We start from the raw sequence: 16826 nt of genomic DNA, 5'->3' as shown, positions 1-16826 counted from the left end.
ATGTTCAAGATCGGACGCAGAGCGTCCAGAACGGCATTCCCACGCTGGAGCGTGAGGAACGATAGGTGTCCGGGGGGGGGGGGGGGGGGGGGGGGGGGGGGGGGGGGGGGGGGGGGGGGGGGGACACCAGACAAAAACGCCGCAAGACTCAAAGCCTGCGGCGTTTTGTGTTGCTCGGCCTCAATCAGACCGTATGCAGGTACCAGTTGTACTCGAGGTCGGAGATGGAGTGTTCGAACTCTTCCAGCTCGCTCTCTTTACAGGCCACGAAAATATCGATGTATTTCGGGTCGATGTACTTGGCCATCACCGGGTTGTCGTCCAGCTCACGCAATGCATCGCGCAAGTTGTTCGGCAGGCTCTGTTCGTGCTGTTCGTAGGAGTTGCCTTCTACCGGGGCGCCAGGCTCGACCTTGTTGACCAGGCCGTGGTGCACGCCGGCCAGGACAGAAGCCATCACCAGATACGGGTTGGCATCGGCACCGGCAACGCGGTGTTCGATACGTACCGCATCGGCGGTGCCGGTCGGTACGCGAACGGCGACCGTGCGGTTATCCAGACCCCAGGTCGGTGAGTTGGGCACATAGAACTGCGCACCAAACCGGCGGTACGAGTTGACGTTCGGGCACAGGAAGGCCATTTGTGCCGGCAGGGTCTCGAGCACACCGCCGATTGCGTGACGCAATGCGGCGTTCTGCTCGGGATCCTCGCTGGTGAAGATGTTCTTGCCATCGCGATCCAGAATCGAGATGTGAACGTGCAGACCATTACCCGCCTGACCCGGATAGGGCTTGGCCATGAAGGTCGTGTCCATCTCGTGATCGTAGGCGATGTTCTTGATCAGGCGCTTGAGCAATACGGCGTAATCACACGCCTTGATCGCGTCGGCGACGTGATGCAGGTTGACTTCGAACTGGGCCGGGGCGCTTTCCTTGACGATGGCGTCGGCAGGAATGCCTTGTTCCTTCGCACCTTCTAGGATGTCCTGAAGGCAGTCGACGTATTCGTCGAGGTCGTCGATCAGGTAGACCTGTGTCGAATGCGGGCGTTTGCCGGAGATCGGCGAGCGGGGCGGTTGCGGGCGACCGTTCACGTTCTCCTGATCGATCAGGTAGAACTCCAGCTCGAACGCTGCGCAGATGGTCAGGCCCATTTCGTCGAATTTGGCGACGACCTGGCGCAATACCTCACGCGGGTCGGCGAAAAACGGATCGCCTTCGAGTTCGTGCATGGTCATCAGCAATTGCGCGGTAGGGCGCTTTTGCCACGGCTCGTTGCACAGGGTGTCGGGGATGGGATAACAGATTCGGTCAGCATCACCGATATCCAGGCCCAGGCCGGTGCTTTCCACCGTGGAGCCATTGATATCCAGAGCAAATAAAGAGGCAGGCAGGTTGATGCCCTTCTCGTAAACCTTATGGAGGCTGGTGCGTTCGATGCGTTTGCCACGCACCACACCATTCATATCTGCAATCAGAAGGTCAACGTACAGAACCTCAGGATGTTCCTTAAGGAACGCGTTCGCTTCGTTAAGCTGAACGGCACGCGGGGGTACCGACATGATGCAACACCTTTGTTGTTAAAAATATCAATCATCAATGATTGCGGATCTCAGTCAATCCGAAAGCCATGATGAAGTCAATAGAGCCTTTTTTGCCCTAAAACTGCGCCATATGGCCTTTTTTGCTGCTATTTAGGGCGTTTTATTCCGTTTCTGACCGCTTCTAAATATGAGCTAGAGCGGCCTGTCTTCTATTCTTAACGGGTTGTTGTATAAAAAAATGAACGAGGCTAAGCTCGATCTCAACCCAGTAGAGCAACAATAGCGGGGGGTCAAATGCTTCACCTTTCCCTGGTCGATACGCGACTATCAAGTCCTTACAGCGCTCATCATGCCTGTGATATCGGTGCTCGTGGTGGGTTGCCACGTATTGCGACATCCCTGAACGGCTATCGAAGCCAGTCTGCTCTACTCTCAACGCTGGACATTACCACTATAACGGCGTCGTCGGTGTGACCGTGGCCGTCTGGAAATCCGGCCCCGCAGCTGTCACCTTACCCCTAATCGGCGTCTGCCGAAACGAGTTGTACATCATGACGCCAATGCGTCTGGAACGCCTGATCACGATCAGGACAATAAAACCCTGAGGTATTTATGAGTACCAACCTCGACCAGCTCACCGATTGGTTGAAAGAACACAAGATTACCGAAGTCGAATGCATGATGTCCGACCTCACCGGGATTACACGTGGCAAGATCTCGCCGACCAACAAGTTCATCGCTGAAAAAGGCATGCGCCTGCCTGAAAGCGTGCTGTTGCAGACGGTGACCGGTGACTACGTAGAGGACGATATCTACTACGAGCTGCTGGACCCGGCAGACATCGACATGATCTGCCGTCCCGACCAGAACGCGGTGTATCTGGTGCCCTGGGCGGTCGAGCCCACTGCGCAGGTGATTCACGACACCTACGACAAGCAAGGCAACCCCATCGAGCTGTCGCCACGCAACGTGCTGAAGAAGGTCCTCAAGCTCTACGCCGATCAGGGCTGGCAGCCCATCGTGGCGCCGGAGATGGAGTTTTACCTGACCAAGCGCAGCGACGACCCTGACTATCCGCTACAGCCTCCGATCGGACGCTCCGGGCGTCCGGAAACCGGCCGTCAGTCGTTCTCGATCGAAGCAGCCAACGAATTCGATCCGCTGTTCGAAGACGTCTATGACTGGTGCGAACTGCAGAACCTGGACCTGGACACGCTGATCCACGAAGACGGTACGGCGCAGATGGAAATCAACTTCCGTCACGGTGATGCCCTGTCGCTGGCCGACCAGATTCTGGTGTTCAAGCGCACCATGCGCGAAGCCGCCCTCAAGCACGACGTCGCGGCGACCTTCATGGCCAAGCCGATGACCGGCGAGCCGGGCAGTGCCATGCACTTGCACCAGAGCATCATCGACATCGAGACCGGCAAGAATATCTTCTCCAATGAAGACGGGACCATGAGCGAGCTGTTTCTGAACCACGTCGGTGGTCTGCAGAAGTTCATCCCCGAGCTGTTGCCGCTGTTCGCGCCCAACGTCAACTCGTTCCGGCGCTTTCTGCCCGACACCTCGGCGCCAGTAAACGTCGAGTGGGGCGAAGAGAATCGCACCGTCGGCCTGCGTGTGCCGGACGCCGTACCGCAGAACCGTCGCGTGGAAAACCGTCTGCCGGGTGCCGATGCCAACCCTTATCTGGCCATCGCCGCCAGTCTGCTGTGCGGCTTCATCGGTATGGTTGAAGGCATCAATCCGAGCGCTCCGGTGGTCGGACGGGGTTACGAGCGGCGCAATCTGCGCCTGCCGTTGACCATCGAAGACGCGCTGGAGCGCATGGAAAACAGCAAGACCATCGAAAAATACCTGGGCAAGAAATTCATCATCGGTTACGTCGCGGTCAAGCGCGCCGAGCATGAAAACTTCAAGCGCGTGATCAGTTCGTGGGAGCGGGAATTCCTGCTTTTCGCCGTCTGATCACGCAGAGCGCCGCTGCGGTTGATGCGCGGCGCTCTGCCAACTGACCTGATCAAAGGAAGTGCTGCATGAGTGCCAACAACCCGCAAACCCTCGAATGGCAGGCCCTGAGCAGCGAGCATCATCTGGCACCGTTCAGCGACTACAAACAGTTGAAAGAGAAGGGCCCGCGCATCATCACCCGTGCCGAGGGCGTTTATCTGTGGGACAGCGAGGGCAACAAGATCCTCGATGGCATGTCCGGCCTGTGGTGCGTGGCCATCGGTTATGGCCGCGAAGAACTGGCCGACGCAGCCAGCAAACAGATGCGCGAGCTGCCGTACTACAACCTGTTTTTCCAGACCGCCCACCCGCCGGTGCTGGAGCTGGCCAAGGCCATTTCCGAGATTGCGCCGCAGGGCATGAACCATGTGTTCTTTACCGGTTCAGGCTCCGAAGGCAATGACACGATGCTGCGCATGGTTCGTCATTACTGGGCGCTGAAAGGCCAGCCGAACAAGAAAACCATCATCAGCCGCGTCAATGGCTATCACGGCTCCACTGTCGCCGGTGCCAGCCTGGGTGGCATGACGTACATGCACGAGCAGGGCGACCTGCCGATTCCGGGGGTGGTGCACATTCCACAGCCATACTGGTTCGGCGAAGGCGGCGACATGACGCCGGACGCGTTCGGCATCTGGGCTGCAGAGCAACTGGAAAAGAAAATTCTCGAGCTGGGCGTCGAGAACGTCGGTGCGTTCATTGCCGAGCCGATCCAGGGCGCAGGCGGTGTGATCGTCCCGCCTGACTCCTACTGGCCGAAGATCAAGGAAATCCTCTCCCGCTACGACATCCTGTTCGCCGCCGATGAGGTGATTTGTGGCTTCGGGCGTACCAGTGAGTGGTTCGGTAGCGATTTCTATGGCCTCAAGCCCGACATGATGACCATCGCCAAAGGGCTGACTTCCGGTTACGTCCCGATGGGCGGCCTGATCGTGCGCGATGAAATCGTCGCTGTGCTCAATGAGGGCGGCGATTTCAATCATGGCTTTACATACTCCGGACACCCGGTGGCGGCCGCGGTTGCGCTTGAGAACATCCGTATCCTGCGCGAAGAAAAGATCGTCGATCGGGTCAGGTCGGAAACGGCACCGTATTTGCAAAAGCGTTTGCGTGAGTTGAGCGATCATCCACTGGTGGGCGAAGTCCGGGGTGTCGGGCTGCTTGGGGCGATTGAGCTGGTGAAGGACAAGGCCACCCGCGAGCGCTATACCGACAAGGGCGCGGGAATGATCTGTCGAACCTTCTGCTTCGATAATGGCCTGATCATGCGGGCTGTGGGCGATACCATGATCATTGCGCCGCCGCTGGTGATCAGTTTTGAGCAAATCGACGAGTTGGTAGAGAAGGCGCGCAAATGCCTGGATCTGACGCTGGCGGTGTTGCAGGGCTGAAAACGCGAAAAAAAGCGTCGATTCGAGCGCAATGTGCATTGTTTGAGGGGCTTTGGCTTGAAAGCCTGCCCAGGAAGTTGCCAGACTAATGGCTACACGCCGCTAACTGACGGTCAGTGATAAAAATACATTGGAGCTACGCATGAAAAAATTTGGCAAGACCCTTCTCGCGCTGTCCCTGATGGGCGTTGTGGCCACTGCTGCGCAGGCCGATGACAAAGTGCTGCACGTCTATAACTGGTCCGATTACATCGCGCCGGACACCGTTGCCAAGTTCGAGAAAGAATCGGGCATCAAGGTGGTCTACGATGTTTTCGACAGCAACGAGACGCTCGAAGCCAAATTGCTCGCTGGCAAATCCGGCTATGACATCGTCGTACCGTCCAACAACTTCCTGGCCAAGCAGATCAAGGCCGGCGTTTATCAGGAGCTGGACAAGTCCAAGCTGCCGAACTGGAAGAACCTCAACGAATCGCTGCTCAAGGCCGTGTCGGTCAGCGACCCGGATAACAAGCACGCATTCCCGTACATGTGGGGTTCTATCGGTATCGGCATCAACCCGGACAAGGTCAAGGCCGCGCTGGGTGCTGACGCGCCAGTCAATTCCTGGGACCTGCTGTTCAAGCCCGAGAACGCTGCCAAGCTGAAGTCGTGCGGCATCAGCTTCCTCGATTCGCCGACCGAAATGCTGCCGATCGCCCTGCATTACCTGGGTTACCCGACCGATTCTCAGGACAAGAAGCAGATCGCCGAAGCTGAAGCGCTGTTCATGAAGATTCGTCCGTCGATTGGCTACTTCCACTCGTCCAAGTACATCTCGGACCTGGCCAACGGCAACATCTGCGTCGCCGTCGGCTACTCGGGTGATATCTACCAGGCCAAATCCCGTGCTGCCGAAGCCGGTGGCAAGGTCAAGGTTGCCTACAACATTCCGAAAGAAGGCGCCGGCAGCTTCTATGACATGGTCGCCATTCCCAAGGATGCCGAAAACGTCGAGGGTGCCTACAAGTTCATGACCTTCCTGATGAAGCCGGAAATCATGGCCGAGATCACCAACGCCGTGCGCTTCCCGAACGGTAACGCGGCGGCTACTGCGCTGGTCGACAAGGAAATCACCAGTGACCCTGGCGTTTATCCACCTGCCGACGTTCAGGCCAAACTGTATGCAATCGCAGACTTGCCTGCTGCCACGCAGCGGATCATGACCCGCAGCTGGACCAAGATAAAGTCAGGTAAATAAGCCTGTCATCAAACCTGTGGATGCTGCGTAGCCTTGGCCGTGCAGCATCCAGCAGACAGGAATATTGCCTAAACCTTTGCTGGTTGGACGCATAGACGGTAAGTTGCGCGCCGGTTTGGTTTTCCGGACGCCCTCCGGTGCTCAGGCCCCTCTGTTAAAAGGACTCATTCTTTGTCTATTTCTATTCTTTCCAAAGCCTTGCTGGCGGCTGCCGGGCTGACACTGTCGATCAGTGCCCAGGCCGAGTCCACCGTGCATATTTATAACTGGTCCGATTACATCGGCAAGACCACCCTGGCGGACTTCGAAGCCGCTACCGGCATCAAGCCGATGTACGACGTGTTCGACTCCAACGAAACCCTGGAAGCCAAGCTGCTGGCCGGACGCACGGGCTATGACGTGGTGGTGCCGTCCAATCACTTCCTCGGCAAGCAGATCAAGGCCGGCGCGTTTCAGAAGCTCGACAAGTCGCTGCTGCCCAACTACAAGAATCTCGACCCGGCGCTGCTCAAGCGTCTGGAGAAGAACGATCCGGGTAACCAGTACGCCGTGCCGTACCTGTGGGGAACCAACGGCATCGGTTACAACGTCGAGAAGGTCAAGGCAGCACTGGGCGTCGACAAGATCGACTCCTGGGCCGTGCTGTTCGAACCGGAGAACATCAAGAAGCTCTCCAGCTGCGGCGTAGCGTTTCTGGACTCTGCCGATGAAATGTTGCCAGCGGTGCTCAACTACATGGGGCTGGACCCCAACAGCACCAAGGAAGCCGATTACAAGAAGGCCGAAGCCAAGCTGCTGGCGATTCGTCCTTACGTGACCTATTTCCACTCCTCCAAATACATCACCGACCTGGCCAATGGCGACATTTGCGTCGCGGCGGGTTTTTCGGGTGACGTGTTCCAGGCCAAATCCCGGGCTGAAGAAGCGGGCAAGGGCGTGAAGATCGCCTACAGCATTCCGAAAGAGGGCGGCAACCTGTGGTTCGACATGCTGGCGATCCCGGCGGACTCGAAGAATATCAAGGCGGCCAGTGCCTTCATCAACTACATGCTCGACCCCAAGGTGATTGCCAAGGTCAGCGATGAAGTCGGCTACGCCAACCCCAATCCCGCCTCCGGCGAGTTCATGGACCAGAGCATCCGTACCGATGAAGCGGTTTATCCGCCTCAGGAAGTACTGGACCGCCTGTTCGTGAACAGCGAGTTGCCACCCAAGGTGCAACGTCTGATGACCCGCAGCTGGACCAAGGTCAAGTCGGGCAAATAAAAATCCAGCACCCGGCCATACGGGCCGGGTTGCCTACCTGTTGGGAGTTTCACCCATGGCAGTTGCCTCCGGCGCCTACAAGAAAGCCATCGAAGGCGGTCAGCAACCCAAAGAGGTGCTGGTCAGGATTGATCGGGTCACGAAAAAGTTCGACGAGACGATCGCGGTGGACGATGTGTCCCTGCAGATCAACAAGGGCGAGATCTTCGCCCTGCTTGGCGGCTCTGGCTCCGGCAAATCGACACTGCTGCGCATGCTGGCCGGGTTCGAACGGCCGACCGAAGGGCGCATCTACCTCGACGGTGTCGACATCACCGACATGCCGCCGTACGAGCGGCCGATCAACATGATGTTCCAGTCCTATGCGCTGTTCCCGCACATGACCGTGGCGGACAACATCGCCTTCGGCCTGAAGCAGGACAAGCTGGGCAAGTCGGAAATCGACGCCCGCGTGGCGGAAATGCTCAAGCTGGTGCAGATGACCCAATACGCCAAGCGCAAGCCGCATCAGCTCTCCGGTGGTCAGCGTCAGCGTGTGGCCCTGGCCCGTTCGCTGGCCAAAAAGCCCAAGCTGTTGCTGCTCGACGAGCCGATGGGCGCGCTGGACAAGAAGCTGCGTTCGCAGATGCAGCTGGAACTGGTGGAAATCATCGAGCGCGTCGGCGTGACCTGCGTGATGGTGACTCACGATCAGGAAGAGGCCATGACCATGGCCGAGCGCATCGCGATCATGCACCTGGGCTGGATCGCGCAGATCGGCAGCCCGATCGACATCTACGAGACTCCGACCAGCCGTCTGGTCTGCGAATTCATCGGCAGCGTCAACCTGTTCGAAGGTGACGTGATCGAGGACATGGAAGCGCATGCGCTGATCCGCAGCCCTGAGCTGGAGCGCAATATCTATGTCGGTCACGGCGTCAGTACCTCAGTGGAAGACAAGCACATCACCTACGCACTGCGTCCGGAGAAACTGCTGATCACCACCGAGCAGCCAGCCTTCGAATACAACTGGTCGCGCGGCAAGGTCCATGACATCGCCTATCTGGGCGGTCATTCGGTGTTCTACGTCGAGCTGCCGGGCGGCAAGCTGGTGCAGTCGTTCGTCGCCAACGCCGAGCGTCAGGGCGCACGGCCTACCTGGGGCGATGAAGTCTACGTCTGGTGGGAAGACGACAGCGGCGTGGTACTGCGCTCATGAAAATCCGCAAGATCAAGCGCGCTTTCGAGCGCATAAAGCCCAACGGGCGGCAGATGGTCATCGGCGTGCCGTTCCTCTGGCTGTTCCTGTTCTTTGCCCTGCCGTTTCTGATCGTGCTCAAGATCAGCTTCGCCGAGGCCGACGTCGCGATCCCGCCGTACACCGAAATCTTCAGCTACGCCGATGAAAAGCTGCAGATGGTCCTCAACTTCGCCAACTACACCCTGCTCAGTGGCGATGACCTGTACGTTTCGGCCTATCTGGGCTCGCTGAAGATGGCCTTCATCAGCACCTTGCTGTGCCTGCTGATCGGCTATCCGATGGCCTACGCCATCGCCAGCGCGCGCAAGGACCTGCAAACCGTGCTGTTGCTGCTGATCATGATGCCGACCTGGACGGCGATCCTTATCCGCGTCTATGCCTGGATGGGTATTCTCAGCAACAACGGGCTGCTCAATGCGTTCCTGATGTGGCTGGGGCTGATCGACTCGCCGTTGCAGATCCTCAACACCAACCTGGCGGTGTACATCGGCGTGGTCTATTCCTACCTGCCGTTCATGATCCTGCCGCTGTACGCCAACCTTGTGAAGCACGACACCAGCCTGCTGGAAGCCGCTTCCGACCTGGGTTCGAGCACCTTCAACAGCTTCTGGAAAATCACCGTACCGCTGTCCAAGAACGGCGTGATCGCCGGCTGCATGCTGGTATTCATTCCGGTGGTGGGCGAGTTCGTGATTCCCGAGCTGCTCGGCGGCCCGGAAACCCTGATGATCGGCCGCGTGCTGTGGCAGGAATTCTTCAACAACCGTGACTGGCCGGTGGCTTCGGCGCTGGCGGTCATCATGCTGCTGGTGCTGATCGTGCCCATTATCCTGTTCAACCGCAGTCAGGCCAAAGAACTGGAGGGCAAGGCATGAACCGCTTTCGATTCTCGAACCTGATGCTGGTTCTGGGTTTGCTGTTCATCTATGCGCCGATGGTGATTCTGGTCATCTACTCGTTCAACGCCTCGCAACTGGTGACGGTCTGGGGCGGCTGGTCGGTGAAGTGGTACGTCGGCCTGCTGGACAACTCTCAACTGATGGGCTCGGTGATGCGCTCGCTGGAAATCGCCTGCTATACCGCCATTGCTGCGGTGGCGCTGGGGACCATGGCTGCGTTCGTGCTGACCCGCATCAGCCGCTTCAAGGGCCGCACGTTCTTTGGCGGGCTGGTCACCGCTCCGCTGGTAATGCCGGAAGTGATCACCGGTCTGTCGCTGTTGCTGCTGTTCGTGGCCATGGCGCAGTTGATCGGCTGGCCGCAGGAACGCGGCATCATGACCATCTGGATCGCGCACACGACGTTCTGTGCGGCCTATGTGGCTGTGGTGGTATCGGCGCGCCTGCGTGAGCTGGACCTGTCGATCGAAGAGGCCGCAATGGACCTGGGTGCCCGCCCTTGGAAGGTGTTCTTGCTGATCACCATCCCGATGATCGCGCCATCGCTGGCAGCCGGGGGGATGATGTCCTTCGCGTTGTCGCTGGACGATCTGGTACTCGCCAGCTTCGTTTCCGGGCCCGGTTCGACGACCTTGCCGATGGAAGTGTTCTCCGCTGTGCGTCTGGGTGTGAAGCCTGAAATCAACGCAGTGGCGAGCCTGATCCTGCTGGCCGTTTCACTGGCGACCTTTCTGGTCTGGTTCTTCACCCGCCGCGCCGAAAACAACCGCAAGCGTGCGATTCAACAGGCTATCGAGGAAAGCGCGGCAGATGCCTGGAAGCAGCCTGATCCGAGGCGCGCTCCGGCGGCGTGAAGACCTGAACGCGGATACACAAGTCCGCTCTTGATTCTGCCCGAAGGGCGTAGGAGCGAACTTGCTCGCGAAGAAGTTGGTCGCAAGTCTGCTCTTGATTCTGCCCGAAGGGCGTAGGCGCGAACTTGTTCGCGAAGACGTTGGTCGCAAGTCTGCTCTTGATTCTGCCCGAAGGGCGTAGGAGCGAACTTGTTCGCGAACTGCCGGGGACCGACAGCAAAACCAGCGATCTCGGTTGTGCCTGATGTACCGCACTTGACGGTTTCACTGTCGGTTCCCGACAGTTCGCGAGCAGGCTCGCTCCCACGCCCTCCGGGAAGAAGCCCCGTTTCCGGGCTCGGCGCAGAGAGTGTCGCTACGCCCCCGGCACCAACCGTAAAACCCCTTCCGTGTGCCTGGCCACGTCCTTCTCGCTGAAGTGCTGGGGCAGGTACTCGCCATTCAGGAAGGCTTTGGCCTGATCGGAATAGTGCTTGTCGAACGGCACGCCGCTTTGTCCTACCGGGTTTATCCCCAGGCTGTGCGCCGGGTCGGCGAAGTCGATCAGGCGGCGGGTCGAGGGGCCGTAGCCGACTGGCCACGGGGCAGGGCGGATGCTCGACGACAGGTTGTTCGGTACTTCATGCGTGCCCGGCGCTGCGTACGGGCCGACGTTGAAAATCATGTCCAGCGGCTTCTGCGAACCCAGCGGATGGCCTTGAGTCAGGGTATGCGCCTTGCCCCACACCCATTCGTCCGGGTTGGTGCCGTACAGCGACCTCAAATGCGAAACACTGGCGCGCCAGGCCACCTTGACGGTGTTGGCGCGGCTTTCTTCGTGCGGTGAATTGCGATTGTTCCACCACGGCGAATCGGCATCGGCGGCCAGGCGCGGCAGGGCGGCGTCCAGTACGCGGGCCGAGAGCAGTGTTTCAAACATCGCGTCGCCCAGCTCGTCGTGAAAGGTCTCTTCGGTCAGGTCGAACAGGAACTGATTGAACAGCGTGGCACCCACCGAATCGACGGGGTAATCACCTTTCCAGCTGGCCAGCCGCTCCACGAGTGCCAGTTCGTCCGGGTCGCTGACAACGCTGCGCAGTACCGGAATCAATGGCCTGAGAATGCTTGGTGCATAGTCGGTCTGCGTGCCCAGTTGCAGCGCTTTGTTGGCGGCCAAGTCCCATTTTATGCTGGAGTCGCTCAGTTGCCGGTTGAGCGCCTGGCCACGTTCAGCCGGGTTGTAATAGCCGGGAATCTGCATGCCGGTCGGCGACTGCAGCTGGAAGTTGGCCGACACGATGTAACCTCGCGCGGGGTTTTCTTCGTGCGGGTTGGCGCTGAATGGGTAGAAGCCCTCTTTGTCGGCCTGCGCGGTGCTGCCATCCAGAATGAAACCCGGGTTGACGCCTTGCGGACGGATCGGCAGTTGCGCTGCGGCCCACCAGCCGATATCGCCCTTGGCGTTGGCCCAGACGATATTGAGGCCCGGCGACTGAATCTTCTCGGCCGCGCTACGCATCTTGTCCAGAGTGTCGGCACGGTTGGCCTGGTAGAAGCCATCCAGTACCGGGTTGGCAGACACCAGAAAAGACCACCACATGGCAATCGGCGTCTGACCGGCGTTCTTGCCCATCACATTATTGACGATAGGGCCGTGCGGTGACTCCAGCAGCGTCAGTGTGACCGGGGCCTGGCCTTTGACGGTGATTTGCTGCTCGGTGCGTTTCATGTCCGCCCATTGCCCGTGGTACCAGACCTGATTCGGGTTAGCCGGGTTGGTCTTTTCGGCAATCAGGTCCACGTCATCGTTCTGGAACATGGTCAGGCTCCAGCCGAAATCCATGTTGTGCCCCAGAAACGCGAACGGGTTGAGTGCAGGAAAGTGTCCGTACAACTCAAAGCCCGGTGCAGACAGCTGCGCTTCGTACCACACCGAAGGCACCGAGAAGCGAATGTGCGGGTCACCGGCCAGTATCGGTTTGCCGCTTTGCGTGCGGCTGCCGGAAATCACCCAGGCGTTGCTGCCCTCGAACTGCGGCAGGCCCGCATCATCCAGCGCCTTGTGGCTCAACTGAGCGAGCTGCGCCAGCCCCTTCCAGTCGGCACTGGCCAGCGCCGGCTTCGAAGCCAGCATGCCGTCCGGGTGCCAGTCCAGATCGAAGACTTTCAAGTAATCCGGGCCAAGCTGATCGCGCACGTACGTCAGCAATGGCTCGGTCCTGAAGGCTGCCGCGAAGCTGTACGCCAGGTAGCCACCGACGCTGACGGTGTCTTCGGCAGTGAAGTGTCGTCTGGGGATGCCCAGCGCGTCGAACTCCATCGGCCTTGCGTGGGTGTCCTGGTACTGGTTGATGCCGTCGATGTAGGCTTCCAGCGCTTTCCAGGTCGGGGTGTTCTTGTCCTGACGTGCGACATAAGCGTCCGCATGTTCACGAATGCGCAGGGTACGAAACAGTTTGTCGGTCTCGACCAGATTCGGCCCGAGTACCTCTGCCAGCTCGCCGCGTGCCAGGCGACGCAGCATTTCCATCTGGAACAGCCGGTCCTGAGCATGGGCATAGCCCAGCGCACGGTAAAGGTCGGCTTCGTTCTCGGCGCGGATGTGCGGCACGCCACGCTCGTCGTAGCTCAGGGTGACGGGGGCCTGAAGACGACTCATGGCGATCTCGCCATCGCGTACCGGCAACTTGCTGTTTACGTACCAGCCCGCGCCACCTGCAAGCAGGGCGATGATGATGGCTAGAATGAAGAGGCTGCGTTTCATCCGGTTTCTCTGTAAATGGCGTAGGCAGGAATGGAGACTATCGTTGTGATGCAGTTGACTCGATGAAATCCGACACATGAGCCCGTTTGAAGCGGCTTCAGGGCGAACTCAGGCAGGTGAGCTGGCGAGCAATGCCCAGTGTGCAGACAGCAATGTGCACGTTCAATGACAGATGTCTGCGATTACAGCGGCTTAGCTTGCCATGCCGGAGCAGACAGAAGAATATCGTTACACAACTTTACGAGTCCTTTGTTGAAATCTGGAAACCACATGTCCGCCACGTTTGACCCCGATAACCTGCGTGCCAGCCTGCTGCCGCTGAGCGTTATTGATCCGCTTTCTCTGGATGCCCAGGCCTACCAGCGTTTCTATGGTCTGGCCGGACTGGGCGGCGAAAACGTCATACGCAGCTGGCTGGGGCGTCTCGATGTGGCGGGCTACGAGGTGGTGGGGCAGGTATGGCTGCCTGAAAATCCGGTTGCCACGCTGTTTCTGTTTCACGGTTTCTATGACCACATGGGGCTGTATCGGCATGTGATCGAGTGGGCTCTGGCACAGGGCTTTGCCGTGATCGCCTGTGACCTGCCGGGGCATGGTCTGTCGAGCGGCAATCGTGCCTGCATCAATGACTTCGCCGAGTATCAGTTGGTGTTGCAACGCTTGCTGCTCGAAGCCGAGGGCCTTGGGCTGCCACATCCCTGGCACCTGTGCGGACAAAGCATGGGCGGTGCCATCGTGACGGATCACCTGCTTCATCAGGGGGCTGACTCGCCGGCGCAGGGTGAGGTGATCCTGCTGGCGCCGCTGGTCAGGCCGCGTGCCTGGGGCTGGTCGCGTCTGAGTTATCACCTGCTCAAGCCGTTCGTGAATGGCATTGCCCGCCGTTTCACGGAAAACTCCAACGCGCCCGCGTTCCTGCCTTTTCTGCTGGCCGATCCGTTACAGCCGTTGCGGCTGCCGACTGCCTGGGTCGGCGCGCTGGCGCAATGGATCGTGCGCGTTGAAAGCGCGCCGCGCAGCCTGCGCAGCCCGCTGATCATTCAGGGTGAGGCGGACATGACGGTCGACTGGTCGCACAATCTGGCGATCCTGAAAGACAAGTTCAGCCAGCCGCAGATTCTGATGCTGGGGCATGCCCGACATCATCTGGCCAACGAAACGCCAGAGCTGCGGGCCCGGTACTTTGATTTTCTGGAAGGGCGACTTCGTTAGACTTTTTCAGCCTTGCCGGCCTGCAGCGCCTTTACCTGGCGGCGCAGGCGAGAGTTTTCAATGGCCAGTACGACGAGCATCAGCGCCCCGAACACGGCAAAGGCGTCCTGTCCCAGAGAACTCCAGAACAGCCAGGAGAGAAAGGCCATAACGATAGCGGTGGCAAGCAGGGCCAACGAGTCTTTCATACGATGGTGTCCATTCCTTTGACTCCAGGCGCTTGAAGGCCTGAACGGTTTTTACTGTCCGGGATTGAGGCTCGACGCACTCTGCCCGACGGCCAGACCGGCACGAATCGCGGCCAGAGCGGCCTGATAATAGGCTTTGCCTTCCGGCGACTCGGCGAAGGTCGAGAATTCTTCGAGCTCAGGGTCCGACAGGTCGCGATAGACGTACAGCAGCGTGTTGTTCAGATCAGCACTCATCTGCGCCATCAGTCGCTCGCGCTGGCCTTCGAGCATGCCCTGCGCCTGGCCTCCGCCCAGCAGGCCGGGAATCATCTGGCTCAGGCTGTCTGCAGCAACGCCTGCGATGGCAAGGCTGACTTCCGCGCCGGCCTCTCTGGCAGGCAGCGCCTGGGCCAGATGGCCGATCAACAACTGACGCGTTGCGTCCGCTTCGATATGCGGCAGCCCCTGTGCATGTTTGGCCAGTTGATCGGCGCGGGTGGCGGTCAGCTCGGCATTGACGATCTTGCGGCCCAGCGGCGACTGGAAAAACTGCAGCGACGGGGCAGGGTCCTTGAGGCTTTCACGCAGGCGCTTCGACGCGCGCTGGTCCATGGCCTGTGGGGCGAAACGCTGATTACTGTTGTTGACCAGCGCTTGATAAACCGCGGGCGGCAGGTTGTTGCTGTAACGCTGTTGGGCAGCCTTGAGGGCATCGTTGAAATGCGCGCGCTGTTCCGGCCAGCCTGCAGACTTGTACAACTGATCGTAGCTGTCTGCCCAAGCAGGTGAGGTGCAGAACATCAACAGCAAAACAAACAAACGACGCATTGGGGACTCCTGTCGGCAGGCCGCTATTCTCCCGGTGTTAGCGTGGATTTGTCGAGATATGAGTGCCTTCGGTGAATGAAATCTCATGCGCGTAATGCCGCCTGTATAAGCCTCTGTCCGATTTCAGGGCTTATGGATACTATGCACGCCATGCGCATACCCTCTGACCACCCACTGCTGTTACGAATCGTCGACGATCTGGCCGCCAACGGCTGGTCGCAGCAGAATATTTTCCTGCCCGAAGCTCTGACTCTGGAACTTGAGCAAGAGTGCCGCAAACGTGCTGCCGAAGGTGAGCTCGAGCCTGCCGCAATTGGCAAGGGAGCCGCGCTGGAAATACGCGAGGGTATTCGTGGCGACCGCATTCAGTGGCTTGAGCCGGGGCAGGTACAGTGCTGCGACCGCTATCTTGAGCTGATGGACAGTTTGCGTCAGGCGCTCAATCGCGGCCTTTTCCTGGGGCTTGAAGATTACGAAAGCCATTTTGCGCTGTATCCGCCAGGTGCCCGCTACCTCAGGCATGTGGACCGATTCCGCGATGACGATAGGCGCATGGTGTCGGCGGTGCTCTACCTCAACAACGCCTGGTTGCCCGAGCATGGCGGTCAGTTACGCATGTACCTAAAGGACGAGGTGGCTTACGACGTTCAGCCTGCGGGCGGCTGTCTGGTGGTCTTCATGTCCGGCGAAATTCCCCATGAAGTCATGCCCGCCAGCCGTGACCGGCTGTCATTGACGGGGTGGTTCAGGCGCCGGGGCAACGAGCTTTTTCAATGACCTTCGGGCCGCGTTCATGAAAACAGTTTCATCAACGCAATGAGCCATTGAGCCGGACTGCGGTCTATCGTGAGCACTCCTGAAGCGACGGATTCGTCGTTTCAGGGTCGACTTACGTCAACTGCAGCCGGAGCAATCATGAAATCCTTATTTTCTGGAACGATGGTCGCCGGCCTGTTGCTCAGCGCATCCATGCTGGCCAGCGCCGCCGATATACCACGCACCGCCGCCCCCGAAGGCGCCGAGGTGTACATCATCTCGCCCAAGGACGGTGAAACGGTAACCTCACCGTTCAAGGTGCAATTCGGTCTCAAGGGCATGGGCGTCGCGCCTGCGGGGGTCGATGTTCCCGAGACCGGTCACCATCACCTGCTGATCGACGTGAAGGACCAGCCCGCGATGGACGCGCCGTTGCCGGTCAGCGACAACATCCGCCACTTCGGTAAAGGCCAGACCGAAACCGAAATCAACCTGCCGCCGGGCCAGCACACCCTGCAATTGCTGATGGGCGACAAAGGCCACATGCCGCTGAATCCTTCGGTCGAGTCGAAGAAAATCACCATCAATGTGAAGTAGGGCTTTCAGTGCTTGTGTGACGCAGAGCGTCACGAAAGGCATTCCCACGCTGGAGCGTGAGGAACGATAGGTGT

At 59.2% G+C, this 16826-nt stretch carries 14 protein-coding genes; 10 read left to right on the top strand and 4 right to left on the bottom strand.

Annotated elements, in window-relative coordinates; translation table 11 throughout:
• Positions 1 to 184 precede the first annotated feature (184 nt).
• The gene (locus tag BLR20_RS23535) at positions 185 to 1561 is read right to left on the bottom strand and encodes a glutamine synthetase family protein (RefSeq protein ID WP_003413528.1); all 1377 of its coding nucleotides are present in this window, start codon (positions 1559 to 1561) and stop codon (positions 185 to 187) included.
• Between the two features lie 594 nt (positions 1562 to 2155).
• On the opposite strand from BLR20_RS23535, the gene BLR20_RS23530 reads away from it, so the two are divergent.
• The 7 genes from BLR20_RS23530 (at position 2156) to BLR20_RS23500 (ending at position 10446) form a co-directional block, all read left to right on the top strand.
• A complete protein-coding gene (locus BLR20_RS23530; protein ID WP_002555767.1) occupies positions 2156 to 3514 on the top strand; it encodes a glutamine synthetase family protein in 1359 nt (452 codons plus the stop codon).
• Positions 3515 to 3582: 68 nt separating this feature from the next.
• Positions 3583 to 4947 carry an aspartate aminotransferase family protein gene (locus BLR20_RS23525; protein ID WP_054993307.1) on the top strand — a complete coding sequence of 455 codons (1365 nt, stop codon included), beginning with the start codon at positions 3583 to 3585 and terminating at the stop codon, positions 4945 to 4947.
• A gap of 142 nt (positions 4948 to 5089) precedes the next feature.
• A complete protein-coding gene (locus tag BLR20_RS23520; RefSeq protein ID WP_032614400.1) occupies positions 5090 to 6187 on the top strand; it encodes a polyamine ABC transporter substrate-binding protein in 1098 nt (365 codons plus the stop codon).
• A gap of 171 nt (positions 6188 to 6358) precedes the next feature.
• Positions 6359 to 7453 carry a polyamine ABC transporter substrate-binding protein gene (locus BLR20_RS23515; RefSeq protein ID WP_032614398.1) on the top strand — a complete coding sequence of 365 codons (1095 nt, stop codon included), beginning with the start codon at positions 6359 to 6361 and terminating at the stop codon, positions 7451 to 7453.
• Positions 7454 to 7508: 55 nt separating this feature from the next.
• A complete protein-coding gene (gene potA, locus BLR20_RS23510; RefSeq protein WP_010438884.1) occupies positions 7509 to 8651 on the top strand; it encodes a polyamine ABC transporter ATP-binding protein in 1143 nt (380 codons plus the stop codon).
• Positions 8648 to 9568 (top strand): ABC transporter permease subunit, encoded by a 921-nt coding sequence (locus BLR20_RS23505; protein ID WP_005896142.1) that lies wholly within the window; start codon positions 8648 to 8650, stop codon positions 9566 to 9568. Before potA ends, BLR20_RS23505 begins: the two co-directional genes overlap by 4 nt.
• The gene (locus tag BLR20_RS23500) at positions 9565 to 10446 is read left to right on the top strand and encodes an ABC transporter permease subunit (RefSeq protein ID WP_003394422.1); all 882 of its coding nucleotides are present in this window, start codon (positions 9565 to 9567) and stop codon (positions 10444 to 10446) included. The genes BLR20_RS23505 and BLR20_RS23500 overlap by 4 nt, the downstream gene beginning before the upstream one ends.
• A gap of 355 nt (positions 10447 to 10801) precedes the next feature.
• Here the strand turns inward: BLR20_RS23500 and BLR20_RS23495 are convergent, their stop codons facing one another.
• The gene (locus BLR20_RS23495) at positions 10802 to 13189 is read right to left on the bottom strand and encodes a penicillin acylase family protein (protein WP_054993306.1); all 2388 of its coding nucleotides are present in this window, start codon (positions 13187 to 13189) and stop codon (positions 10802 to 10804) included.
• A gap of 270 nt (positions 13190 to 13459) precedes the next feature.
• Here BLR20_RS23495 and bipL point away from each other — a divergent pair, with 270 nt between their 5' ends.
• Positions 13460 to 14401, top strand: a complete 942-nt coding sequence (gene bipL / locus BLR20_RS23490; protein ID WP_032614394.1) for a phospholipase BipL — start codon at positions 13460 to 13462, stop codon at positions 14399 to 14401.
• Here the strand turns inward: bipL and BLR20_RS23485 are convergent.
• Together BLR20_RS23485 and BLR20_RS23480 are read right to left on the bottom strand one after the other, a co-directional pair.
• A complete protein-coding gene (locus tag BLR20_RS23485; RefSeq protein ID WP_032614392.1) occupies positions 14398 to 14589 on the bottom strand; it encodes a hypothetical protein in 192 nt (63 codons plus the stop codon). The two genes, bipL and BLR20_RS23485, sit on opposite strands and share 4 nt — an antisense overlap.
• Before the next feature lie 51 nt (positions 14590 to 14640).
• Positions 14641 to 15399: a DUF2059 domain-containing protein gene (locus BLR20_RS23480; RefSeq protein ID WP_003372151.1), complete on the bottom strand. Its 759-nt coding sequence runs from the start codon at positions 15397 to 15399 to the stop codon at positions 14641 to 14643.
• A gap of 141 nt (positions 15400 to 15540) precedes the next feature.
• Here BLR20_RS23480 and BLR20_RS23475 point away from each other — a divergent pair, with 141 nt between their 5' ends.
• On the top strand, positions 15541 to 16176 hold the full coding sequence (locus tag BLR20_RS23475; RefSeq protein WP_032614391.1) for a 2OG-Fe(II) oxygenase: 636 nt from the start codon (positions 15541 to 15543) through the stop codon (positions 16174 to 16176).
• 138 nt (positions 16177 to 16314) lie between these two features.
• Positions 16315 to 16752, top strand: a complete 438-nt coding sequence (locus BLR20_RS23470; protein WP_025991017.1) for a DUF4399 domain-containing protein — start codon at positions 16315 to 16317, stop codon at positions 16750 to 16752.
• Positions 16753 to 16826 lie beyond the last annotated feature (74 nt).

The sequence above is a fragment of the Pseudomonas congelans genome (assembly GCF_900103225.1).
Classification (GTDB): Bacteria; Pseudomonadota; Gammaproteobacteria; order Pseudomonadales; family Pseudomonadaceae; genus Aquipseudomonas; species Aquipseudomonas congelans.
The sequence above is the reverse complement of the archived record's forward strand: the minus strand, read 5'-3'. Positions and strand labels throughout refer to the sequence as shown.

Bases quoted from the DNA above. Each gene is read 5' to 3' on its own strand.
- BLR20_RS23535 (WP_003413528.1), bottom strand. From the start codon at position 1,561: ATGTCGGTACCCCCGCGTGCCGTTCAGCTTAACGAAGCGAACGCGTTC.
- BLR20_RS23530 (WP_002555767.1), top strand. From the start codon at position 2,156: ATGAGTACCAACCTCGACCAGCTCACCGATTGGTTGAAAGAACACAAG.
- BLR20_RS23525 (WP_054993307.1), top strand. From the start codon at position 3,583: ATGAGTGCCAACAACCCGCAAACCCTCGAATGGCAGGCCCTGAGCAGC.
- BLR20_RS23520 (WP_032614400.1), top strand. From the start codon at position 5,090: ATGAAAAAATTTGGCAAGACCCTTCTCGCGCTGTCCCTGATGGGCGTT.
- potA (WP_010438884.1), top strand. From the start codon at position 7,509: ATGGCAGTTGCCTCCGGCGCCTACAAGAAAGCCATCGAAGGCGGTCAG.
- BLR20_RS23505 (WP_005896142.1), top strand. From the start codon at position 8,648: ATGAAAATCCGCAAGATCAAGCGCGCTTTCGAGCGCATAAAGCCCAAC.
- BLR20_RS23500 (WP_003394422.1), top strand. From the start codon at position 9,565: ATGAACCGCTTTCGATTCTCGAACCTGATGCTGGTTCTGGGTTTGCTG.
- BLR20_RS23495 (WP_054993306.1), bottom strand. From the start codon at position 13,189: ATGAAACGCAGCCTCTTCATTCTAGCCATCATCATCGCCCTGCTTGCA.
- bipL (WP_032614394.1), top strand. From the start codon at position 13,460: ATGTCCGCCACGTTTGACCCCGATAACCTGCGTGCCAGCCTGCTGCCG.
- BLR20_RS23485 (WP_032614392.1), bottom strand. From the start codon at position 14,589: ATGAAAGACTCGTTGGCCCTGCTTGCCACCGCTATCGTTATGGCCTTT.
- BLR20_RS23480 (WP_003372151.1), bottom strand. From the start codon at position 15,399: ATGCGTCGTTTGTTTGTTTTGCTGTTGATGTTCTGCACCTCACCTGCT.
- BLR20_RS23475 (WP_032614391.1), top strand. From the start codon at position 15,541: ATGCACGCCATGCGCATACCCTCTGACCACCCACTGCTGTTACGAATC.
- BLR20_RS23470 (WP_025991017.1), top strand. From the start codon at position 16,315: ATGAAATCCTTATTTTCTGGAACGATGGTCGCCGGCCTGTTGCTCAGC.